Source organism: Paenibacillus sp. RC73 (assembly GCF_044908085.1).
GTDB classification, from domain to species: domain Bacteria; phylum Bacillota; class Bacilli; order Paenibacillales; family Paenibacillaceae; genus Paenibacillus; species Paenibacillus terrae_A.
Genome location: NZ_JBIYCV010000002.1, coordinates 84415 through 104177 on the forward strand (window position 1 = coordinate 84415; position 19763 = coordinate 104177).

The 19763-nt window shown below is 46.9% G+C and carries 19 protein-coding genes; all 19 read left to right on the forward strand.

Going from position 1 to position 19763, the window contains the following annotated elements:
* The first annotated feature begins 59 nt into the window (after positions 1 to 59).
* The 19 genes from ABH897_RS03895 (at position 60) to glyS (ending at position 19734) form a co-directional block, all read left to right on the forward strand.
* Entirely contained in the window at positions 60 to 1409 is a 1350-nt protein-coding gene (locus ABH897_RS03895) for an aminotransferase-like domain-containing protein (protein ID WP_283652538.1), read from the forward strand.
* Between the two features lie 161 nt (positions 1410 to 1570).
* Positions 1571 to 1930 (forward strand): histidine triad nucleotide-binding protein, encoded by a 360-nt coding sequence (locus tag ABH897_RS03900; RefSeq protein ID WP_014282498.1) that lies wholly within the window; start codon positions 1571 to 1573, stop codon positions 1928 to 1930.
* Between the two features lie 169 nt (positions 1931 to 2099).
* Positions 2100 to 2273: a 30S ribosomal protein S21 gene (gene rpsU, locus ABH897_RS03905; RefSeq protein WP_005547957.1), complete on the forward strand. Its 174-nt coding sequence runs from the start codon at positions 2100 to 2102 to the stop codon at positions 2271 to 2273.
* 16 nt (positions 2274 to 2289) lie between these two features.
* Positions 2290 to 2733: a GatB/YqeY domain-containing protein gene (locus ABH897_RS03910; RefSeq protein ID WP_013311146.1), complete on the forward strand. Its 444-nt coding sequence runs from the start codon at positions 2290 to 2292 to the stop codon at positions 2731 to 2733.
* 283 nt (positions 2734 to 3016) lie between these two features.
* The gene (locus ABH897_RS03915) at positions 3017 to 4384 is read left to right on the forward strand and encodes an NfeD family protein (RefSeq protein WP_283652537.1); all 1368 of its coding nucleotides are present in this window, start codon (positions 3017 to 3019) and stop codon (positions 4382 to 4384) included.
* A 45-nt stretch (positions 4385 to 4429) separates the two neighbouring features.
* Positions 4430 to 5431: a flotillin-like protein FloA gene (floA, locus tag ABH897_RS03920; RefSeq protein WP_283652536.1), complete on the forward strand. Its 1002-nt coding sequence runs from the start codon at positions 4430 to 4432 to the stop codon at positions 5429 to 5431.
* Between the two features lie 44 nt (positions 5432 to 5475).
* Positions 5476 to 6066, forward strand: coding sequence for a hypothetical protein (locus ABH897_RS03925; protein ID WP_283652535.1), 591 nt, complete (start codon positions 5476 to 5478; stop codon positions 6064 to 6066).
* A gap of 452 nt (positions 6067 to 6518) precedes the next feature.
* Positions 6519 to 7928, forward strand: coding sequence for a branched-chain amino acid transporter BcaP (gene bcaP, locus ABH897_RS03930; RefSeq protein WP_283652534.1), 1410 nt, complete (start codon positions 6519 to 6521; stop codon positions 7926 to 7928).
* Positions 7929 to 8312: 384 nt separating this feature from the next.
* The gene (gene yqfC, locus ABH897_RS03935; protein WP_025683268.1) at positions 8313 to 8606 is read left to right on the forward strand and encodes a sporulation protein YqfC; all 294 of its coding nucleotides are present in this window, start codon (positions 8313 to 8315) and stop codon (positions 8604 to 8606) included.
* Positions 8603 to 9796, forward strand: a complete 1194-nt coding sequence (gene yqfD / locus ABH897_RS03940; protein WP_404591257.1) for a sporulation protein YqfD — start codon at positions 8603 to 8605, stop codon at positions 9794 to 9796. Before yqfC ends, yqfD begins: the two co-directional genes overlap by 4 nt.
* A gap of 6 nt (positions 9797 to 9802) precedes the next feature.
* A complete protein-coding gene (locus tag ABH897_RS03945) occupies positions 9803 to 10774 on the forward strand; it encodes a PhoH family protein (protein WP_014282491.1) in 972 nt (323 codons plus the stop codon).
* A gap of 90 nt (positions 10775 to 10864) precedes the next feature.
* Positions 10865 to 13111, forward strand: coding sequence for an HD family phosphohydrolase (locus tag ABH897_RS03950; RefSeq protein WP_404591260.1), 2247 nt, complete (start codon positions 10865 to 10867; stop codon positions 13109 to 13111).
* A 58-nt stretch (positions 13112 to 13169) separates the two neighbouring features.
* Positions 13170 to 13667 carry an rRNA maturation RNase YbeY gene (ybeY, locus tag ABH897_RS03955; protein WP_283652530.1) on the forward strand — a complete coding sequence of 166 codons (498 nt, stop codon included), beginning with the start codon at positions 13170 to 13172 and terminating at the stop codon, positions 13665 to 13667.
* Positions 13667 to 14041, forward strand: coding sequence for a diacylglycerol kinase family protein (locus ABH897_RS03960; protein ID WP_283652529.1), 375 nt, complete (start codon positions 13667 to 13669; stop codon positions 14039 to 14041). The genes ybeY and ABH897_RS03960 overlap by 1 nt, the downstream gene beginning before the upstream one ends.
* A 92-nt stretch (positions 14042 to 14133) precedes the next feature.
* Positions 14134 to 15036, forward strand: coding sequence for a GTPase Era (gene era / locus ABH897_RS03965; RefSeq protein WP_283652528.1), 903 nt, complete (start codon positions 14134 to 14136; stop codon positions 15034 to 15036).
* A gap of 405 nt (positions 15037 to 15441) precedes the next feature.
* Positions 15442 to 15579, forward strand: a complete 138-nt coding sequence (locus ABH897_RS03970) for a YqzL family protein (RefSeq protein WP_013372137.1) — start codon at positions 15442 to 15444, stop codon at positions 15577 to 15579.
* Positions 15580 to 15621: 42 nt separating this feature from the next.
* Positions 15622 to 16374, forward strand: coding sequence for a DNA repair protein RecO (recO, locus tag ABH897_RS03975; RefSeq protein WP_283652527.1), 753 nt, complete (start codon positions 15622 to 15624; stop codon positions 16372 to 16374).
* A gap of 404 nt (positions 16375 to 16778) precedes the next feature.
* Positions 16779 to 17666 (forward strand): glycine--tRNA ligase subunit alpha, encoded by an 888-nt coding sequence (gene glyQ, locus ABH897_RS03980; protein WP_283652526.1) that lies wholly within the window; start codon positions 16779 to 16781, stop codon positions 17664 to 17666.
* Positions 17659 to 19734 (forward strand): glycine--tRNA ligase subunit beta, encoded by a 2076-nt coding sequence (gene glyS, locus ABH897_RS03985; protein WP_283652525.1) that lies wholly within the window; start codon positions 17659 to 17661, stop codon positions 19732 to 19734. The genes glyQ and glyS overlap by 8 nt, the downstream gene beginning before the upstream one ends.
* The last annotated feature ends 29 nt before the right edge of the window (positions 19735 to 19763 follow it).

The window sequence follows — 19763 nt, forward strand, 5'->3', positions numbered from 1 at the left end:
ATGTTAATATCAACCGTATAAAGAAGTAGGAAGTGAAATAAACAGGCAGGAGGATCATTGTGAAAAAATATTTTTCGATTTTATCGGATATAGAGCTTAAAATCCGCGAGGGGCAATACATCTCGGGTCAGAAGCTGCCTTCTATCCGAGATGCTTCAGAGTTGTACGGGTGCAGCAAAAGCACGATTTTGCGGGCATACGCCGAACTTGAAAAAAAACACGCCATCTATTCCATTCCGCAAAGCGGATATTATGTGGTGGAGAACTCCGGAGATTTGCGTCATAGCCGTAGCCATATTCAGGCCTCGATTGATTTCGCTTCGGCCTCCCCGGATTTAAACGTATTTCCGTATCTGGACTTTCAGCACTGTCTGAATCAGGCCATTGATACGTACAAATATCATCTGTTCACCTACGGAGATTCGCAAGGACTGGAGACATTGCGTCATACGCTTGTTTCTCACTTGGCCGATAATCAGGTATTTGCAAAAATGGAGCGGATTATCGTCACTTCTGGTGTTCAGCAGGCGTTGGAAATCCTTGCAAAAATGCCGTTTCCAAACGGCAAAAAGACGGTTTTGGTGGAGCAACCGAGCTACGATATTTATTTGCGTTTTCTGGAGGGAGAGAGTATACCCGTCAGCACCATCGCCAGAACAGCGGCAGGTATGGATTTGCAGGAATTGGAGAACCAATTTAAGAACGGGAGCATCAAGTTTTTTTATACCATGTCAAGATATCATAATCCACTGGGGACCTCCTACAACACAGAGGAACGCAAGGCTATAGCCGCATTAGCTGCCAAATACGATGTGTTCATCGTGGAGGATGATTACATGGCTGATTTGGGAATCGACCACCTGTTTGATCCTATATATGCGTACGATCAGACAGACCGTGTTATTTATTTGAAAAGCTTCTCGAAAATCATTTTCCCCGGCTTGCGCTTAGGCGTGGCGGTTTTGCCGGAAACCCTTTTAAAGACGTTCAGCGCATACAAAAGATACGTCGACACCTCCATCTTATCTCAAGCCGCACTTGATATTTATATTAAAAATGGAATGTATGAACGCCACAAGCACACGATATGCAGCCTGTATGCGGAACGCATTCGCATTTTAAACCAGGCAGTGGAGCGATATAATCAGGACGGGGTGATTGAAGTGTCGGCTGTAAGCTCGGGAGTGTATATGCAGTTGAAGCTACCCCGGACGGTGAACATGGAGCGTTTGGTACAGCGTCTTGCCGCGAGGAAGGTGCTGGTGGTATCCGGTAAAGGATTTTACTTATCCGATTATAAGGAACACGAAAAGTTTTTACGCATCAGTATTTCGCGTGCTCAGCCGGATCAAATTGATGAAGGGGTAAAAGCTATTATAGAAGAAGCGGGAAGAGGGAACTGGTATTAAGCCCCTTTTTCCGTTATGATACATATAGAAACATAGGTATAACAAACCATAACTGTATATGTTTAATTCGGTTGTGGGAAATACATAACTTTGAATGCCGAGAGCATGGGTTCTGCACTTTCGAACCTGACGATCGGCTCACTGCCAAAGGAGGGTTTTGAATGGACGATTTGTTTTTGAAAATTGTGGATGGAACGATCCCCAGCAAAAAAGTGCTGGAAACCGACAATGTGCTTGCATTTCATGACATCCAGCCTGCGGCGCCAGTACACGTGCTCATTATTCCGAAGAAATATATTCCTTCAATGAATGCTGTGACGGAAGAGGATCTTCCTCTGATTGCGGAGATTCATCGTGTTGCGGTTGAGGTGGCGAAAAAACTGGGTATCGCTGAATCCGGTTATCGGTTGATTAACAACTGCGGTCCGGATAGCGGGCAAGCGGTGGGACATCTGCATTATCATCTACTGGGCGGTGCCCCATTAGGTGCCTTGACGGGTATTTCGGACTCACATTCTTAAAAATGACAGTGCTTGTCTTTCGGTAATACGGCGTGAATGGAGAAATATGTATCCTTTATTTATTCATTTTTTCTTATAGGTTGACACCCGGTTTCCGTTTCACCTATAATAAAATTTGATGAACCGTGTTATTGCTCTTGGACGGTCTGGTCGGAGGGAGGGAAAACTGGTGTCTGAAACTAAAGTTCGCAAAAACGAGACAATTGATGCTGCACTTCGTCGCTTTAAACGTTCCATTGCTAAGGATGGCGTATTGGCTGAGGTGAAGAAACGCAAGCATTATGAAAAGCCAAGCGTAAAGCGCAAGAAAAAGTCCGAGGCTGCTCGTAAGAGAAAGTTCTAGGAGGATCTAAGCAATCATGAATTTGAGCGAACGATTGAACGAAGATATGAAGCAAGCAATGAAGAGTAAGGACAAGTTCAAACTCTCCACCATTCGAATGGTTCGTTCTACGATTAAAAATCTTGAAATAGATTTGAAACGGGATTTGGACGACAACGAAGTGCTTGATATTCTGAGTCGTGAGATCAAACAGCGAAAAGATGCCCTCCATGAATTTGAAAAAGCCGGTCGTGATGAACTTGCGACAAGCACTAAAGCAGAAATAGAGATCATCGCTCAGTACCTTCCCGAACAACTTTCTGAAGAAGAAATTAAAGTTATTGTACAGCAGACCATCCAGGAAACCGGTGCTTCTTCAAAAGCCGAGATGGGGAAAGTAATGACGGCCTTGATGCCTAAGGTAAAAGGCCGCGCTGACGGTAAGCTCGTGAACCAAGCGGTTCAGCAATTTCTGCAATAAACCTGCGACAAACAGGAAAGCGCAACACCCTCTGTTTACAGAGGGTGTTATTTCTGTATCTGCCGCGCTTGTTTTAGGCTGCTGTTATTATAAAGAGGGCCTTTTTTGTAAGCGTTATCTATAATCATTTGAAACGTGATGTCCATCGGGTACGTAAAGTACATGACAGCCATCAGGATTAGCAACATACTCAAGAATTTCACAATAAATCCTGAAAACTGTATGGTTTACCTGACAAAATTTGATATGCTATAACATAGAAAGATCGAAAGGGGGGAGAGTAATGCATAGAGAACATCACCACTCCAGCCGCAAAATGATCTTTTGGACCATGTGGATCATGATATCCGTTTTGCTGTTGCCATTATTCCATTCGGGATCAGCGGCGGCCGCTGTGAAAGGCGGTGCTGTGTTTGTTATACCGGTGGATCAGGAAATTGAGCAGGGACTGGGCAGTTTTATGGAACGCGGCTTTACAGAAGCGGCGGAGTCCAAAGCGGGCCTCATTGTGTTGGATATTAATACGCCAGGCGGACGTGTAGACACGGCGGAAAAGCTGGGCAAGCTGATTAAGGACAGCACGATTCCGACCGTAGCTTATGTAAGAGGCGAAGCGGCCTCTGCGGGGAGCTATATTGCGTTAAGCGCAAACAAAATTGTTATGAAGCCGGGCAGCATCATTGGAGCAGCAGCACTGGTGGACGGCAAAGGGCAAGCTATCACTGACCCGAAAACGGTGGCTTGGTGGAAGAGCAGCATGGCATCTGCTGCAGAATCCGGCGGACGTAACCCGGATATTGCGAGAGGTATGGTAGACTCCAAAATTGCTGTAGCTATACCGGAGCTGAACTTTAATAAAGAAAAAGGTCAGATCATTTCTTTAACCAGCGAGGAAGCGCTTAAACTGGGCTATGCGGATCACATCGCCTCTTCAGAACAAGAAGTTATCCAGTGGATGGGCTATAGCACGGATGATGTATTTCACGTGGAGCGGACATGGGCTGAAAAAGCAGCCGAGATATTGACCAACCCGATTGTACAGACATTGCTTTTATTTATCGGTATCGCAGGGGTTGTCATTGAACTACTCGTACCTGGCTTTGGAGTGCCAGGAATTTTAGGTGTGCTCGGATTTGGTTTGTACTTTTTCGGCAATTATATTGCTGGCTTTGCAGGTTCCGAGACGTGGCTGTTGTTTATCATCGGTCTGGCTTTGCTTATACTTGAAATGTTCATTCCAAGCTTTGGTATTCTGGGTATTTTAGGTTCCATCAGTCTTGTCGCCGGAGTTGTTCGCGCGGCCTACAACATGCAGCATGCTTTTATATCATTGGGTATAGCCTTTGCTGCTGCCGTTGCTGTGGTGGCAATCATAGGGATTGCTTTCAAGGATCGGGGAATATGGAACCGTTTTATACTTAAAGAAAGCTTGACGGCTGACCAGGGCTTTTCTTCGGTTGTGAACCGGGAAGTGCTATTGGGACAGCGAGGTGTGAGTCTGACACCGCTTCGTCCAGCAGGAACCGTGCTTATCGCTGACGAACGTGTGGACGTCGTGACGAACGGCGAGTTTATCGCTACGGATATGCCCATTATCGTATCCAAAGTAGAAGGAGGACGCATTGTGGTCAAGTCGGACACCAGCGTCTGAAACATGCTAACAAACGAAGAATTAGATTAATGGAGGATGATGCGAGTGTTCGAATCGGGTATTGTCAGCGTTTTGCTGATTGCCGTTGTAGCCATTATTGTGTTAAGTGTATTTTTTAGTTTTTTCCCGGTGATGCTGTGGATTTCGGCATTGGCTTCGGGGGTGCGGATTGGCATCATTACACTGGTGGCTATGCGATTACGGCGTGTAACGCCAAGCCGGATTGTGAATCCGCTGATTAAGGCTACCAAGGCTGGTCTGGGCTTAAACATCAACCAGCTGGAAAGTCATTTTCTGGCGGGTGGTAATGTAGACCGAGTGATCAATGCGCTGATTGCTGCGCAGCGGGCCAACATTCCGCTCGAATTTGAACGCGCAGCTGCGATTGACCTTGCGGGTCGGGATGTTCTGCAAGCGGTCCAAATGAGCGTTAATCCGCGTGTCATTGAGACACCTACTGTCGCTGCGGTAGCCAAGGATGGTATCGAAGTGAAGGTTAAGGCTCGTGTTACAGTGCGTGCTAACATTGATCGACTCGTCGGGGGTGCCGGAGAAGAAACGATTATTGCGCGGGTCGGTGAAGGTATTGTTACGACTGTCGGCTCCAGTAATTCGCATAAGGACGTGCTGGAGAACCCGGATTCCATTTCGAGAACGGTACTATCCAAAGGTTTGGATGCCGGGACGGCGTTTGAAATCTTGTCCATTGATATTGCGGACGTCGATGTAGGTAAAAACATTGGTGCCTTCCTGCAGACCGAGCAGGCGGAAGCTGATAAACGGATTGCGCAGGCGAAAGCGGAAGAACGGCGTGCAATGGCCGTGGCGCAGGAGCAGGAAATGAAGGCGCGTGTCGTAGAGATGAGAGCGCGTGTGGTTGAATCCGAATCCGAAGTGCCACTGGCGATGGCTGAGGCGCTGCGTGGCGGAAAACTTGGCGTTATGGATTATATGAATTTGAAAAATATTGAGGCAGATACGCAAATGCGCGGCTCCTTGGGCAAACCGAATGAAAACTCGGGAAATGACAACAAAAACCGGGATTAACAACGGGATATAGCCGATGAATTACGGCAGTAAGGCGGTGAGTTATGAACTTTATGAGCTGGATTTTTGAGCATTTGTATATCCTGATTGTGATCGGCTTTGCGTTGGTGTCTTTTTTGGGCAAAAGCATGAAAAGCACAGAGAGAAAAGCGCCGCCGCGAAAGGGCATGCCTACGTTTGGTGGCGACCACGGCTCTCGCGGTCCTTCATCACCCTCCGGACCTTTCTCTACGGAACACAGACAGGAGCAACGTCAGCCGCAAAGGCAGGATACTGCCGGAGAATTGCAGCGTCAGTTTCCTGATGAACGACGTGTAGTTATGGAAGCTCGGCGTATGGAAGAACAAATGAATGATTGGACGGAAACAGAGCAACAGACGAATCGGGATTCCCTGGATAACGGTTCTACTCTGGAGGATCGAATCCGGGCCATGGAAGAAGAGCGTAGATCGGTTTTGGCACGTCTCGACCGCATATCCAATGCAAGGGAGTCGGGAGAGATTACAGATGCCTCAGAGGGAGCTCCGCAGGAGCGTAGTACAGTAACTGCGGCTGACCTGCGGAGAGGCGTGATCTGGGCAGAAATACTGGGTCCTCCGCGTTCCAAGCGTTATATGGGTGGAGGAAGACGTTAAAAAGACAAGAGCTGTTATCGTTCTATTTGAGCAGTTTGCATGAATGGTTTAGTCCGCCCCGGCTTTAGCTGGTGGCGGACTATTTTTTTGCTAATACATAGGCCAGTCCAGAATAGAAATCAGTTTAGCAGAAATACTCTTATGAACTTACATAAGATGTCATAAACCCAGTAGTAGCAAGGTTTTCTTACGTCATTTGTAAGCAAAAAATCTGTCATTGTGTCTAGTTTAATACTGAACTTTCGAAAAAAATACAGAGGCAAAATGATCGAATGTAAGAAAATGAATGGAGCTTTCCGAAAACGGTTTTCATTTATTTGTTTTTATATATAATGTTCTCAAAGATAGTGTTTCTGAAAATTTACTCCAAATTTAGAGAAAATAAACGTAATTTCGAGGTGAGGTGACCCAGGTATAAAAGTATATATTACATGTCTAGGGAGATGGGATGGATGAATAATAGCTTATTCAGAAAAAAGAGCATTGATCAGCTACTTGCTGCAACGCGGGGTGAAAAAGCACTTCAAAAAGAGCTTGGTGCCTTTGATTTAACGATGCTTGGCATTGGAGCTATAATCGGAACGGGGATTTTTGTGTTGACTGGCACGGGAGCGGTTACGGCTGGTCCGGGTTTGATTATTTCTTTTGTGGTTGCGGGGCTTGCCTGTCTATTTGCAGCACTGGCTTATGCAGAGTTTGCATCCACCGTTCCGGTATCCGGTTCTGTTTATACTTTTACATATGCAACGATGGGGGAACTTCTGGCTTTTATTATCGGATGGGATTTGATTTTGGAATATATGCTTGCTGCCAGTGCAGTTTCCGCAGGCTGGTCGGGTTATTTTGTATCATTTTTGAATGGACTTGGTATCCATATCCCCCTTGAATTCACTGCGGCACCAGGGGCTTTAAAAGATCAAACCACCTATTTTAATCTTCCTGCTTTTTTGATTTTGATGGGGATTACCTCCTTGCTCTACTTTGGAATCAAAGAATCGAAACGTATGAACAACATTATGGTTATTGTAAAAATTGCTGTGATTTTATTATTTATTTTCGTTGCTTTTAAATATGTAAAACCGGATAACTGGACGCCTTTTATGCCATTTGGGTTCAGTGGAGTGCTTGGAGCCGCAGCGCTGGTATTCTTTGCTTTTATCGGCTTTGATGCTGTTTCGTCTGCCGCAGAAGAAACCAAAAATCCGGCTCGTGATTTACCGCGCGGCATTATTTTTTCACTTATTATATGTACGCTTCTATACGTCATTGTCAGCGGGATTATGACAGGGATTGTCCCGTTTATGCAGTTTGAAGGTATTTCCCATCCGGTGTCACTCGTCTTGCAGGTTGCAGGTCAGAACTGGGTTGCAGGGATTGTGGATGTGGGGGCCATTTTAGGGATGACCACAGTTATGCTGGTCATGCTCTATGGCCAAACCCGTATTATGTTTGCCATGTCGCGTGATGGTCTGGTACCAAAAGTATTGTCCAAGGTTCATCCTAAATACAAAACTCCGTATATTAACACATTGTTTTTTGGTACATTATCTGCATTAATGGGCGGGTTGATTCCGCTGGATGAATTGGCGAGTTTGGTGAACATCGGCACTCTTTCAGCCTTTATACTGATTTCTGTCGCTGTGATTGTGATGCGAAGAACGCAGCCGGATCTGCCCAGGGCCTTCCGATGTCCGGGTGTTCCGTATATTCCGATTTTGGCTATTATTTCGTGTGGGGCGCTCATCCTGAATTTACATAGCCAAACGTTTATCCGTTTTCTGATTTGGCTCGTTATAGGTCTGGCCGTTTATTTTCTATATTCCAGAAAAAACTCTCTTTTGAATCATGATTCCGAAAAATAACAGAATGGCTCTATAAAATCAGGAAAAGACAATCTCGTATCGATGCTTGAATTGGGGTTGTCTTTTTCATTTTTCATTTTGCAAGTATCCAGACTCTTGCTATGCAAAATCAGAGCTACGATGAATTGTTAGTTTCGTTTCATAAATATGGCGGCTGGATCATAAAGTGTACAGTACAGATATCTGTGGCGCTGGTGTAATGACGCCCATATCTAAGCGGCATCGGCATTGGTTAAAAAAGCATCGTAGCTGCCATGAAAATGACTATGATCCACCGGATGGCAATAACAGGAGACGAAAATCAGCAGCGTAGCTGCCATAAAAACAATTATTAGCCGTTTGAAAACAAATTTTTTTTCATGACAGGAAAGGAGATTCCCTCGTATGAGCCGGATGAGCCGCAAACTGCGAAAGTGGGCCAGTGAGACGCTGGAACTTCCGCAGGACATTTTATTTGACCTGCCGAGGTTAACTCTCATTGGCAGCCGCCAGCTTTATGTGGAGAATCACCGGGGCGTCGTGGACTTCACGCCGGATCGGCTTGTACTTGCGCTTGCGCAGGGCAGGTTGCGGGTGACGGGGCATGGGCTTGTCATTACGTCTATTGTGCCCGAGCAGGTAAGTGTGGAAGGACACATTACGGATATCCAATTGGAAGGAACGGAGGAAGGCTCATGAAACATCCCGCTTTAACAAAGTTGCGTGGCACGGTTACCCTTGCTGTCAAGGGCGAGAGCGTGGAAGCTTTCATTAATCTGCTCACTGAGCATCAAATACCTGTTTGGAACGTGCGGCCGATGGGTACAAGACATGCAGAAATGAACCTTCTGCTGCCGCACGTCTTCCTTCTGCGTCCGTTTTTGAGAAGGACAGGCTGCAAAATGCATATTTTGAAGCGACAGGGAATTCCCTTTACCGTTGCGCGGCTTGCCAAACGCAAATTTTTTCTGGTTGGACTGGCTGTATTCTGGGTAGGCCTGTTCCTGATGTCTTCGCTCATCTGGGATGTTGAAGTAAAGGGAAATGACAAGCTCTCAACGGAAGCTGTACTCAAGGCTGCCCGTCAGGAGGGGCTGTATCCTTTTCAATGGAGCTTCCGTGTTTCCAGTCAGGACAAGCTTTCGCGTGCGCTCATGCAGAAGCTCCCTGAGGCGTCCTGGATCGGTGTTGAGAAGCAGGGCACCTCGGTGACGATTCAGGTCGTTGAGGCCTCACAGCCTACTCCTGAGCCGCTCTACAGTCCACGTCATCTCATCAGCAAGGCAGATGCGGTAGTCACTGAAATTTTTGCCGAGCAGGGTCGTCCTGTCGTGCATAAAAATACACGTGTCAAAAAAGGAGCCATTCTTATCTCGGGAACGCTCGGGGATGAGGAGAATCAACAGCAGGTTGTAGCCAAGGGGGAGATTAAGGGCCTCGTGTGGCATGAGTACGAAATCAGCAGTCCGACGGTGCGACGCAGCAGCACATATACTGGAAACAATCACGAACGCCTGTATCTGGTGCTGGGCAACCACGCGGTGCAGCTATGGGGATATGGAAAAATCCTTTTTTCCACGCATAAAACCACAGTTGAGCATGACCCTTTGATGTGGCGCTCCTTCCGTCTTCCAGTCGGTTGGATGACCGAAAACGTGAGGGAGACAAAGATACATGAGGATAAGCTTACGGAAGCAGAAGCCCAAAATAGGGGAATAGAAGGGGCGCGAGCCAATATTTTAGCCAAATACGGCAAAGGAACCAAAATAATGAGCCAAAAAATTTTGCATGAGAAGAGAGAGAATGGTAAAGTTTATATGAAAGTGCTTTTTGAAGTGGAACAGAATATTGCGGAAGAACTTCCGCTAGTTCATAACCAAGGAGAATGAGGCTATTTGGCAGAACAACAACGCAGCATACAAATTGCATTGAACAATGCGGGAGAAGGACAGGCGCTGTTCGGCCCGCAGGATTCCTTTTTAAAATTGATTGAAGCGGCTGTTCCCGCAAAAATGGATTCACGTGAGGCGGAAATCAATATTTTTGGCAACGCACATGAGGTGGAAGTGCTCGAACAATTGTTCGATGTACTACTCCAGTTAATTCGTAATGGATATATCCTGACCGAAAGAGACGTCCATTATGCGATTGAGTTGGCAAAAGATTTACGCGCCGATCAATTGCTTGATCTGTTCAAGGGAGAAATCACGACCACCTTCCGGGGCAAGCCGATCCGTGTCAAAACAATTGGACAAAAGCACTATGTAACCACGATAAAAAAACGCGATATCGTATTTGGAATTGGCCCGGCAGGTACGGGTAAAACGTATTTGGCCGTGGTGCTGGCCGTAGCTGCTCTGAAGGAAGGTTCGGTCAAGCGTATTGTATTAACCCGTCCTGCGGTGGAAGCAGGCGAGAATTTGGGCTTTTTACCAGGGGATTTGCAGGAAAAGGTTGATCCTTATCTGCGCCCGTTGTATGATGCGTTGTACGATGTTATGGGACCGGAGCAGACAGCAAAGGCACTGGAGCGCGGGCTGATTGAAATCGCGCCGCTGGCCTATATGCGGGGACGTACGCTGGATGATTCGTTCATTATTTTGGATGAAGCGCAAAACACCACGCCGGAGCAAATGAAAATGTTTTTGACCCGACTGGGCTTTGGCTCCAAAATGGTCATCACCGGTGATGTTACGCAAATTGATTTGCCTCGTGGCAAAAAATCCGGTCTGATTGAAGCGAATGCGATTTTACAGGGAATTGAGGAAATAGGCTTCGTACATTTTGCACAAGAGGATGTTGTCCGTCACTCCCTGGTTCAGAAAATCATAGTGGCTTACGACCAGGTTGCCGAAAATCAGGGATAAGCCTTCATATCACGGATGTGAAGCTATCAGAAGTATGAAAATAAGCAGCGTAGCTGTCTTGAAAAAGATGATGGAGAGGGATTGTTTCAGATGACCTCGAAGGAATTGTCTAAGGGCAAAACGTTCCAGCATAGAATGAGTGGATGGAAGTATAGCGTGGCAACACGCTATCTTCTGTTTTTATTTTTAGTGGTTCTTTTTTACATCGGTTTAGCCTCAAAGCTGCTTCCCGAGCGCTATGACATTCGGGTAAACCAGCCAAGTGAAAAGGAAATTGTTGCTCCGATGCAACTTCCCAACAGCAAAGCGACGTTAAAGGCTCAGGAAGAGTCTGCAGAACGGGTACAGCCGATGTATACGATTGTACCGATTCGCAACGATAACCTGATTACTGGTATTTTGGACCGAATTGAACGGCTTAATCAGGATGACCAGGTTTCCAGATCCGATAAAATTTCTATTTACAAAGACGAGATTCCTCAGCGTGCGCGGGAATTTGTGCAAAATTTTGTAAACAATAGCCGTAATGCCGATGCCTACCCGGAAAAGCTATTGGACGAAGTGCTGCAAAAAACAAAAGAGCAGACATACCGGATTCCAGAGGAAACCTTTATCAAAATTCCGCGTCTCACGTCAGAGGATATTGCCGAGATGCGACCGGTAGCCCGTGAAATCGTGACCGGATTGATGAACGATCAGATTACAGATGCACAAACAGCCCGAGCCAAGGTGGCCGAGCGGGTCAGTACGAGTACGCTTACCAAGCGCACCTCTCGTGAAGTCGTTCAGGAGCTTGCAAGGCTTGTGATTACGGCCAACAAGTTTTATGATGATACAGCTACGAAGGACGCCAGGGTACAGGCCCGTGAAGATACACCGACAGTCTATATCAAACAGGGTGAAGTGCTCGTCAAGAAAGGCGAGATTATTACCCAGGAAATCTACACTTTACTGGATGAAAACGAGCTGCTAAAGGACAAGATCAACTATTGGCCGCAATTTGGTCTGTTGATGCTGTCTGCGATGCTGGCCTTGGGCCTGTTTATGTATATTCGCCAGTTCCAATCACGAACACGCCGTTTCAAGTATAACAATGCGCAGTTGCTCATGCTGGTGTTGATTTTTGTGATCACGGTAGGCGCAATGATGTTAACCGCCATATTGCAGGACGGTGAACGGTCTTATCTTGGCTATCTGGCGCCTATCGCGCTTGGAGCCATGCTCGTAACGTTGTTACTCGATATGTCACTGGCCTTCGTTTGTGCCGTTATATTCAGTATATTGGCAAGTGTCATTTTGAATGTCCGACAAGGACAAATTTTTGATTTTAACTTCGGATTTTTTGCCCTTGTGGTTTGTCTTGCGTCGATTTTCTCGACGCATCGAGCCAGTCAGCGTTCAACGCTGTTCAAAGGAGCGATTATGGTATGCTTGTTCGGCGCCGTGTCGGTCTTCACTCTGGCGCTGATCGACCAAAGCAACTGGACTCAAACGACGACGCTCTATGCGGTAGCTTTTGCTTTTGCGGGCGGTTTGATTACAGCGATACTTGTTATTGGGCTAATGCCATTTTTTGAGTCTACCTTTGGCATTTTGTCAGCGCTGAAGCTGGTTGAGCTGTCTAACCCGAATCATCCGCTACTGCGCAAGCTGCTTACAGAGACACCGGGTACGTATCACCACAGCGTAATGGTAGGTAATCTGTCAGAGGCAGCAGCGGAGGCTATAGGTGCTAACGGCTTGTTGTGCCGGGTCGGTTCGTATTATCATGACATTGGTAAAACAAAACGGCCTTCGTACTTCATTGAAAATCAGAACGGTATGGATAATCCGCATGATACGATAGAGCCAAAGCTGAGTAAGTCCATCATTATTGCCCATGCCCGTGATGGTGTGGAAATGCAATTGGATTACAAGCTGCCCAAGCCGATTCGCGATATTGCCGAGCAGCATCACGGAACGACATTTCTGCACTATTTTTATCATAAGGCGCTGCGTGAGGCGGAAGAACAGGGCGTAGAGCCAGACTTTACCGAGGATGATTTTCGTTATCCTGGGCCAAAAGCCCAGTCCAAGGAAGCCGCTGTAGTCGGGATTGCTGATAGTGTGGAAGCAGCCGTCCGTTCCCTGCGGAAACCAACAGTGGAACAGGTGGAGTCGATGATTGAAAAAATTATTAAAAGTCGTCTTGATGATCACCAGTTCAACGATTGTGAGCTAACGATGCGGGAGCTTGATATTGTGGCTCAAACTCTTAAAGAAACCGTGATGGGAACTTTCCATTCCCGGATTGAGTATCCCGAAGAAAGACCAAAGCCTGAGAGCGGGAAAACATAGCATAATAGGCTTGTGCATGAAGTGCGGCGGAGCATTAGAATTAAAAGGAGCGGTTGGCATGAGCCTTCAATTAGCTTGGAATAATGAACAAAACGATATGGTAATTAATGAATCCTTGATTGGTTTGCTGAACACTCTATTGGAGGAAGCAGGCAAGGTGGAAGGGGTGACGGACGGTGAGGTTGCCCTCACCTTCGTGAATGATGAGCAAATTCATGAATTAAACAGGGATTATCGGGGAATCGACCGTCCAACCGATGTGCTGTCATTTGCCATGAAGGAAACACTGGATGAAGAGCTTGAAATCATCTATGAGCCGGATGACGAAGGACCGCTGAATGATGTGCCGGATGTGCTGGGGGATATTATTATTTCCGTTCAGACAGCTCAGGCTCAAAGTGAGGAGTACGGTCATTCCATTGAGCGTGAAATCGGATTTTTGTTTGTTCACGGCTTTCTGCATTTGCTGGGCTATGATCATCAGGATGAAGCTAGTGAGGCTGAAATGATGGGCAAGCAAGAGGCGGTACTGGCTCAAGTGGGGTTGACACGGTAATGAGACGTCAGCCTTGGAGAATGACTTTTCGTTATGCCGCAGAAGGCGTGATGTATGCTCTGCGCACGCAAATAAATATGCGGATACATGTGGTCTTGGCGTTTCTCGTCATCGCAGCAGGCTTAAGCCTGCGCATCTCCCGGCTCGACTGGTTATTCGTCTCTGTGGCGATTGCCATGGTAATCGTAGCCGAACTGATCAATACCGCTGTTGAAGCGGCGATAGATTTAATCTCGCCTGATATCCATCCGCTGGCCAAAGCGGCTAAAGACACCGCCGCCGGAGCTGTGCTCCTGGCAGCGGTTTTTGCTGTAATTATTGGTATATTTGTGTTTTACAGGCCGTTGTTGACCTTGATTAGTCAGCTTTTTTAATGGAAAAACACATTTTTGTAATCATATACTATAGAAAAGACCTAACCCAAAAACCAAAAAAATAGGCGCTTAATAGTGCTGGAGGAAACGAAATGGCTAAGAAACACTTTAAATCAGGCTTTGTTGCGATTGTCGGCAGACCCAATGTAGGGAAATCAACTCTGATGAACCATGTCATCGGCCAGAAAATCGCCATCATGTCGGACAAGCCCCAAACCACACGTAACAAAATACATGGGGTATTCACTACAGAGGACACGCAAATTGTATTTTTGGACACACCGGGCATTCATAAGCGCCAGTCTAAACTGGGCGACTACATGAATCAGACAGCCTTTAATACGTTGGGCGAAGTTGAGGCTGTACTTTTTCTTATTGATGCCGCTGAAGGATTAGGCGGAGGCGACCGTTTTATTGCCGAGCAGCTGAAACAGGTAAAAACGCCAGTTATTCTGGTTTTAAATAAAATTGACCGTATTGAGCCGGAAGCACTGCTGCCCCTGATTGAGCAGTATCGCAAGCTGTACGACTTTGCAGAAATTGTGCCGATCTCGGCTAAAATGGGCAACAATGTGAACCGTTTGCTGGAGCAGGTTCAGAAATACTTGCCTGAAGGTCCACAATATTACCCGGATGACCAAATTACCGACCATCCGGAGCAGTTCGTCATTGCCGAGCTGGTACGGGAAAAGATTTTGCATATGACTCGTGAGGAAGTACCGCATTCGATTGCAGTCATGATTGAAGACATGAAGGTACAGGACAACGGCGTAGTGCATATTATGGCAGTCATCTTTGTAGAGCGGGATTCCCAGAAGGGAATTATTATCGGTAAGCAGGGAGCTATGCTCAAGGAAGTGGGCAAACAGGCACGTGTAGATATCCAAAACCTGCTGGGATCTAAAATTTTTCTGGAACTGTGGGTAAAGGTCAAAAAAGACTGGCGTAACCAGGATCGTGTACTGCGTGACCTCGGCTTCCACCGCGACGCTTAAAAAGCATGTTATATTTCACGCTTTAGTTCCTTAAGGGACCTTAAAATTGAGTTTTAAATTAGTTAAACCAAGTATGTTTAGTCTTTTAGGCACCATAAAAAAAGCCGTCCCGACTGTCTATTCACTACCACAGGCAGAAGGTAAAGTGTCTTTGGTAATTCAAGCGCCGGGCCTTTGCGGCGCTTAACTCTTGCACTTCCCTTACCCTCATTTCCAGCACTGAAAAAATGAATGCTTTAAAAAAGGTAGTGTAACTGTATGCACGCTGTAGCGGAGCGGCGGCCCACCCCGCATACAGCAGCCTTTTTTAACGCAATCCATTTATTTCATCGCATACTTCACCTCTCTTCGCATCATTCTAATTTTGAGATGCAAACGTCATTTCCGAAGAAAGGATGAATACGATTGCGAGATTTTTCGTGGAAGTATTTTGCGATGACTGGGGATGTCGGTGCGTATCTGTTATACAGGGAGAGCGCCGTGACAAGGGAGCAAGACACGGATGAAGGAGAGTCGGACGAGCATGAAGAAGCCCGTGAATAGCGCGAGTCACTGGCTTCTTCGCGAATGTTTGGGGGAAGAGGCATGCTTTACAGGGTGGAAGGAATCGTCATCCGCAGCATGGATTACGGTGAGGGGAACAAAATTATTACGCTTTGCACCGAAAGCGGCGGTAAGACAGGCGTGCTGGTCAGAGGAGCCAAGAAGCCCAAAAGTCGTCATGCCGCTTTAACGCAGCCGTTTACGTATGGTGAATTTGTTTTTTTTCGAAATACCGGCTTAGGCACGTTGAATGCCGGTGAAATTATCCAATCCCACCATACACTGCGCGAGGATATTACCAAGGCCGCTTACGCCTCATATGCCTGTGAATTGCTCGACCGGGTACTACATGATGAAGAAACGGGCACCTTCTGGTTTAAGCAGCTTAAAGCATGTCTGGAAGCGTTGGAGAGCGGCAAAGATCCGCTGATCGTCATGAGCATTTATGAATTTAAAATATTGCAGGCGGCCGGATATGCTCCCCAGCTTGATGCCTGTATTTCCAGCGGACAACAGTGTGCTGATGAAGATATGTTTATCAGTCCGAAGCTGGGCGGAGTTTTGTGTCGAGGCTATAAGCATTTTGATCCGGCTGCATTGAGTGTCACACCGCGTACGTTGAAGTTGTTACGTTTGTTCGCGAGAATGGATTTAAACCGGCTTGGCAACATCGATGTGAAGGACTCGACCAAGCTGGAAATCAAACATGTCATGCGTCAGTTCATGGATACGCAGCTGGAGGTCAAGCTGAAATCCCGCAATTTTCTGGACCAGCTCGACAAGTATGATATGTGAAACCTCCTGCTCCCTTGACTGTGCTGCTGAAAACGTGTAGTATTTTACTATATATCTCCTTCGGGAGCAGAGGCATTGAACGAGAAAGTAGCGGAGTTTATTCTCTAGAGTAAGCGAGTCGGGGATGGTGTAAGCCCGGCGGGAAATCTTCGTGAACAAGGCACTCGGGAGCATCTGATTGGACACGGAAAAGAGGATTACGGTCTGGCTGGTGATGGAGGACTGCAATCAAGTAGGGTGGAACCGCGGGAGTCAGCTCTCGTCCCTACGTCTGTACAGGCGTAGAGGCGGGGGTTTTTTGCTGTCTCTGGCGAGGCTTGTTGGAAGTCGGCGGCCCTGTACATAGAAGCTTTACGAAGAATGATCACCACCATTTGAGGTAATTTGGAAGGGAAGTGTGTACCATGAATTTTCAGCAGATGATTTTGACACTGCAACAATTTTGGGCTGAGCACAACTGTATTATTGTACAACCGTATGACACGGAAAAAGGGGCAGGCACAATGAACCCGATGACGTATTTGCGTTCGATTGGACCTGAGCCGTGGAACGTAGCTTATGTCGAGCCGTCCCGCCGGCCCGCAGATGGACGTTATGGAGAGAATCCAAATCGTCTGTATCAGCATCACCAGTTTCAGGTTGTTTTGAAGCCATCGCCTGATAACATTCAGGAGTTGTATCTGGAGAGCTTGAACCGCCTTGGTATTAATCCTCTGGAGCATGATATTCGCTTCGTTGAAGATAACTGGGAAGCGCCAACGCTGGGAGCATGGGGATTAGGCTGGGAAGTATGGCTGGACGGTATGGAAATTACCCAATTCACGTATTTTCAGCAAGTGGGCGGCATCGATGCCAGTCCGGTTGCGGTTGAAATTACGTATGGTATGGAGCGTCTTGCGTCCTACATTCAGGACAAGGAGAACGTATTCGATCTCGAGTGGGTTAATGGCATCACGTATGGTGATGTTTTCCACCAGCCTGAATTTGAGCATTCTAAATATACGTTTGAAGTATCTGATGTCAAAATGCTTTTCACCCTTTTTAATATGTATGAAGAAGAAGCGAATAAAGCCATGGCGCAGCATCTTGTATTTCCAGCCTACGATTATGTATTGAAATGCTCTCATGCGTTCAACTTGTTGGATGCCCGCGGTGCAATCAGTGTAACGGAACGAACCGGATTTATTATGCGTGTACGGAATTTGGCCCGTCAGGTGGCTGCAACTTATCTGGAGGAACGCGAGAAGCTCGGCTTCCCGCTGTTGAAGAAAGGAGGTGCGGCACATGTCTAAGGATTTGCTGTTTGAAATCGGTTTGGAAGAAGTGCCCGCCCGTTTTATCCCTGCTGCGATTCAGCAGTTGAAGGAGCGTATGACTGCTTGGCTGGACAGCTCACGTATTGCTCATGGTGATGTAGAAGCTTATGCTACCCCTCGTCGTCTGGCGGTGCTGGTTAAGGAAGTAGCCGAAAAGCAGGAGGATATTAACGAAGAAGTGAAGGGTCCTTCCCGCAAAATCGCACTTGATGAAGCCGGCAATTGGAGCAAGGCAGCTCTCGGCTTTGCCCGTAGCCAAAGTGTTGATCCTGAACAGTTTACATTCAAGGAGCTTGGAGGCGTGGAGTATATTTACGCGACCAAGAGCAGTATAGGTGTACCGACAGCGGAAGTGCTGTCCGAAGGCTTATTGCACATTTTGCATGCCATGACTTTCCCTAAATTTATGCGTTGGGCCAGCTATGACTTTAAGTTTGTTCGTCCAATTCGCTGGTTGATCGCCTTGTTTGGTAACGATATTGTTAACCTGGAAATTGCCGGGGTTCAATCCGGGAATGTGACAAGAGGACATCGTTTTCTCGGGCAGGATACTGTTGTGGAAAGTCCGGCAGACTATGTTGAGGCGCTTCGTAAACAGCATGTCATTGTGGATATTGCCGAACGCCAGTCCATTATTGTGAAGCAGATTGAAGCATTGGCAGCCGAAAAAGACTGGACGATCGCGGTTAAGGATGATCTGCTGGAAGAAGTACTGTATCTGGTCGAAACGCCGACGGTACTGTTTGGAGGTTTTGATCCATCGTTCCTCAACATTCCGAAGGATGTGCTGATTACTTCCATGCGTGAGCATCAACGCTATTTCCCGGTGCTGGATCGTGCGGGAGAGCTGCTGCCATACTTTGTTACTGTACGTAACGGTGGAAGTCAATCGCTGGATGTCATTTCCAAAGGGAACGAAAAAGTATTGCGCGCACGGCTATCTGATGCCAAATTCTTTTATGAAGAAGATCAGAGACTGGAAATCAAGGATGCGCTCTCCAAGCTGGAAAGTATCGTTTTCCACGAGGAATTGGGATCGGTTGGAGACAAGGTACGTCGGATTCGTCGCATTGCCGATGCTTTAGCTGAGAAGCTGCGGGTTTCCCCGGATACACTGGAGTCGGTTAGTCGGGCAGCAGATATTTGTAAGTTTGATCTGGTAACGCAAATGGTATATGAATTCCCGGAACTGCAAGGGGTTATGGGTGAGGATTATGCCCGTAAGGCTGGAGAGAAGGAAGAAGTGGCGAGAGCGGTATTTGAGCATTATCAGCCGCGTTTTGCCGGAGAAACGGTTCCTTCTACGAACGCTGGAGCTATTGTGAGTATTGCTGACAAAATTGATACGATCACCGGCTGTTTCTCCATCGGTATTATTCCGACAGGCTCGCAAGACCCTTATGCGCTTCGCCGTCAGGCCGCAGGTATTGTGCAAATTTTACTGGATCGTAATCTTTCGGCAACTTTGTCTGATGTGTTCAATATTGCACTTGACGTACACGACAACCTTGGAAATATGAAACGTTCTGCCGATGAAATTCGTAAAGAGTTACATGAATTCTTTGGTTTGCGTGTGAAAAAACTGTTGTCCGAGACGCTTCGTTATGACGTCGTAGACGCTGTGCTTGCTGCCGGATTTGATGATGTTGCTTCTGTCGTTGATCGCGGAGCAGCCCTGATGAATGCGGTACAAACGGGAGATACCTTTAAAGCAACGGTAGAGTCGTTTAACCGTGTAGGCAATTTGGCTGCAAAAGCTGTTCATGCATCAGTTAATACGGGTGAATTTACGGAACAGGGCGAAAAAACGCTCTATGAAACATGGTACGGCGTTTATGAATCTTATCATACAGCCTTGCAGGAAGGCGATGCTACGCGAGCTTTAGCACTTGCCTCGTCCATTACTCCTGCGGTGACAGCGTTCTTTGATTCCGTAATGGTTATGGCTGAGGATGATGCGATCCGTAATAACCGTTTGGCATTGCTGGCCGCCATTGATAGAGAGCTGAAGCGTTTTGCCGATTTTTCCAAACTCGTGGGCTAATCGTAGCTGTAATAGTATGAATAACTTGA

Coding starts and splice junctions, on each gene's coding strand:
- ABH897_RS03900 (WP_014282498.1), top strand. CDS start 1,571: ATGGACGATTTGTTTTTGAAAATTGTGGATGGAACGATCCCCAGCAAA.
- ABH897_RS03910 (WP_013311146.1), top strand. CDS start 2,290: ATGAATTTGAGCGAACGATTGAACGAAGATATGAAGCAAGCAATGAAG.
- ABH897_RS03915 (WP_283652537.1), top strand. CDS start 3,017: ATGCATAGAGAACATCACCACTCCAGCCGCAAAATGATCTTTTGGACC.
- ABH897_RS03925 (WP_283652535.1), top strand. CDS start 5,476: ATGAACTTTATGAGCTGGATTTTTGAGCATTTGTATATCCTGATTGTG.
- bcaP (WP_283652534.1), top strand. CDS start 6,519: ATGAATAATAGCTTATTCAGAAAAAAGAGCATTGATCAGCTACTTGCT.
- yqfC (WP_025683268.1), top strand. CDS start 8,313: ATGAGCCGGATGAGCCGCAAACTGCGAAAGTGGGCCAGTGAGACGCTG.
- yqfD (WP_404591257.1), top strand. CDS start 8,603: ATGAAACATCCCGCTTTAACAAAGTTGCGTGGCACGGTTACCCTTGCT.
- ABH897_RS03950 (WP_404591260.1), top strand. CDS start 10,865: ATGACCTCGAAGGAATTGTCTAAGGGCAAAACGTTCCAGCATAGAATG.
- ybeY (WP_283652530.1), top strand. CDS start 13,170: ATGAGCCTTCAATTAGCTTGGAATAATGAACAAAACGATATGGTAATT.
- ABH897_RS03960 (WP_283652529.1), top strand. CDS start 13,667: ATGAGACGTCAGCCTTGGAGAATGACTTTTCGTTATGCCGCAGAAGGC.
- era (WP_283652528.1), top strand. CDS start 14,134: ATGGCTAAGAAACACTTTAAATCAGGCTTTGTTGCGATTGTCGGCAGA.
- recO (WP_283652527.1), top strand. CDS start 15,622: ATGCTTTACAGGGTGGAAGGAATCGTCATCCGCAGCATGGATTACGGT.
- glyQ (WP_283652526.1), top strand. CDS start 16,779: ATGAATTTTCAGCAGATGATTTTGACACTGCAACAATTTTGGGCTGAG.
- glyS (WP_283652525.1), top strand. CDS start 17,659: ATGTCTAAGGATTTGCTGTTTGAAATCGGTTTGGAAGAAGTGCCCGCC.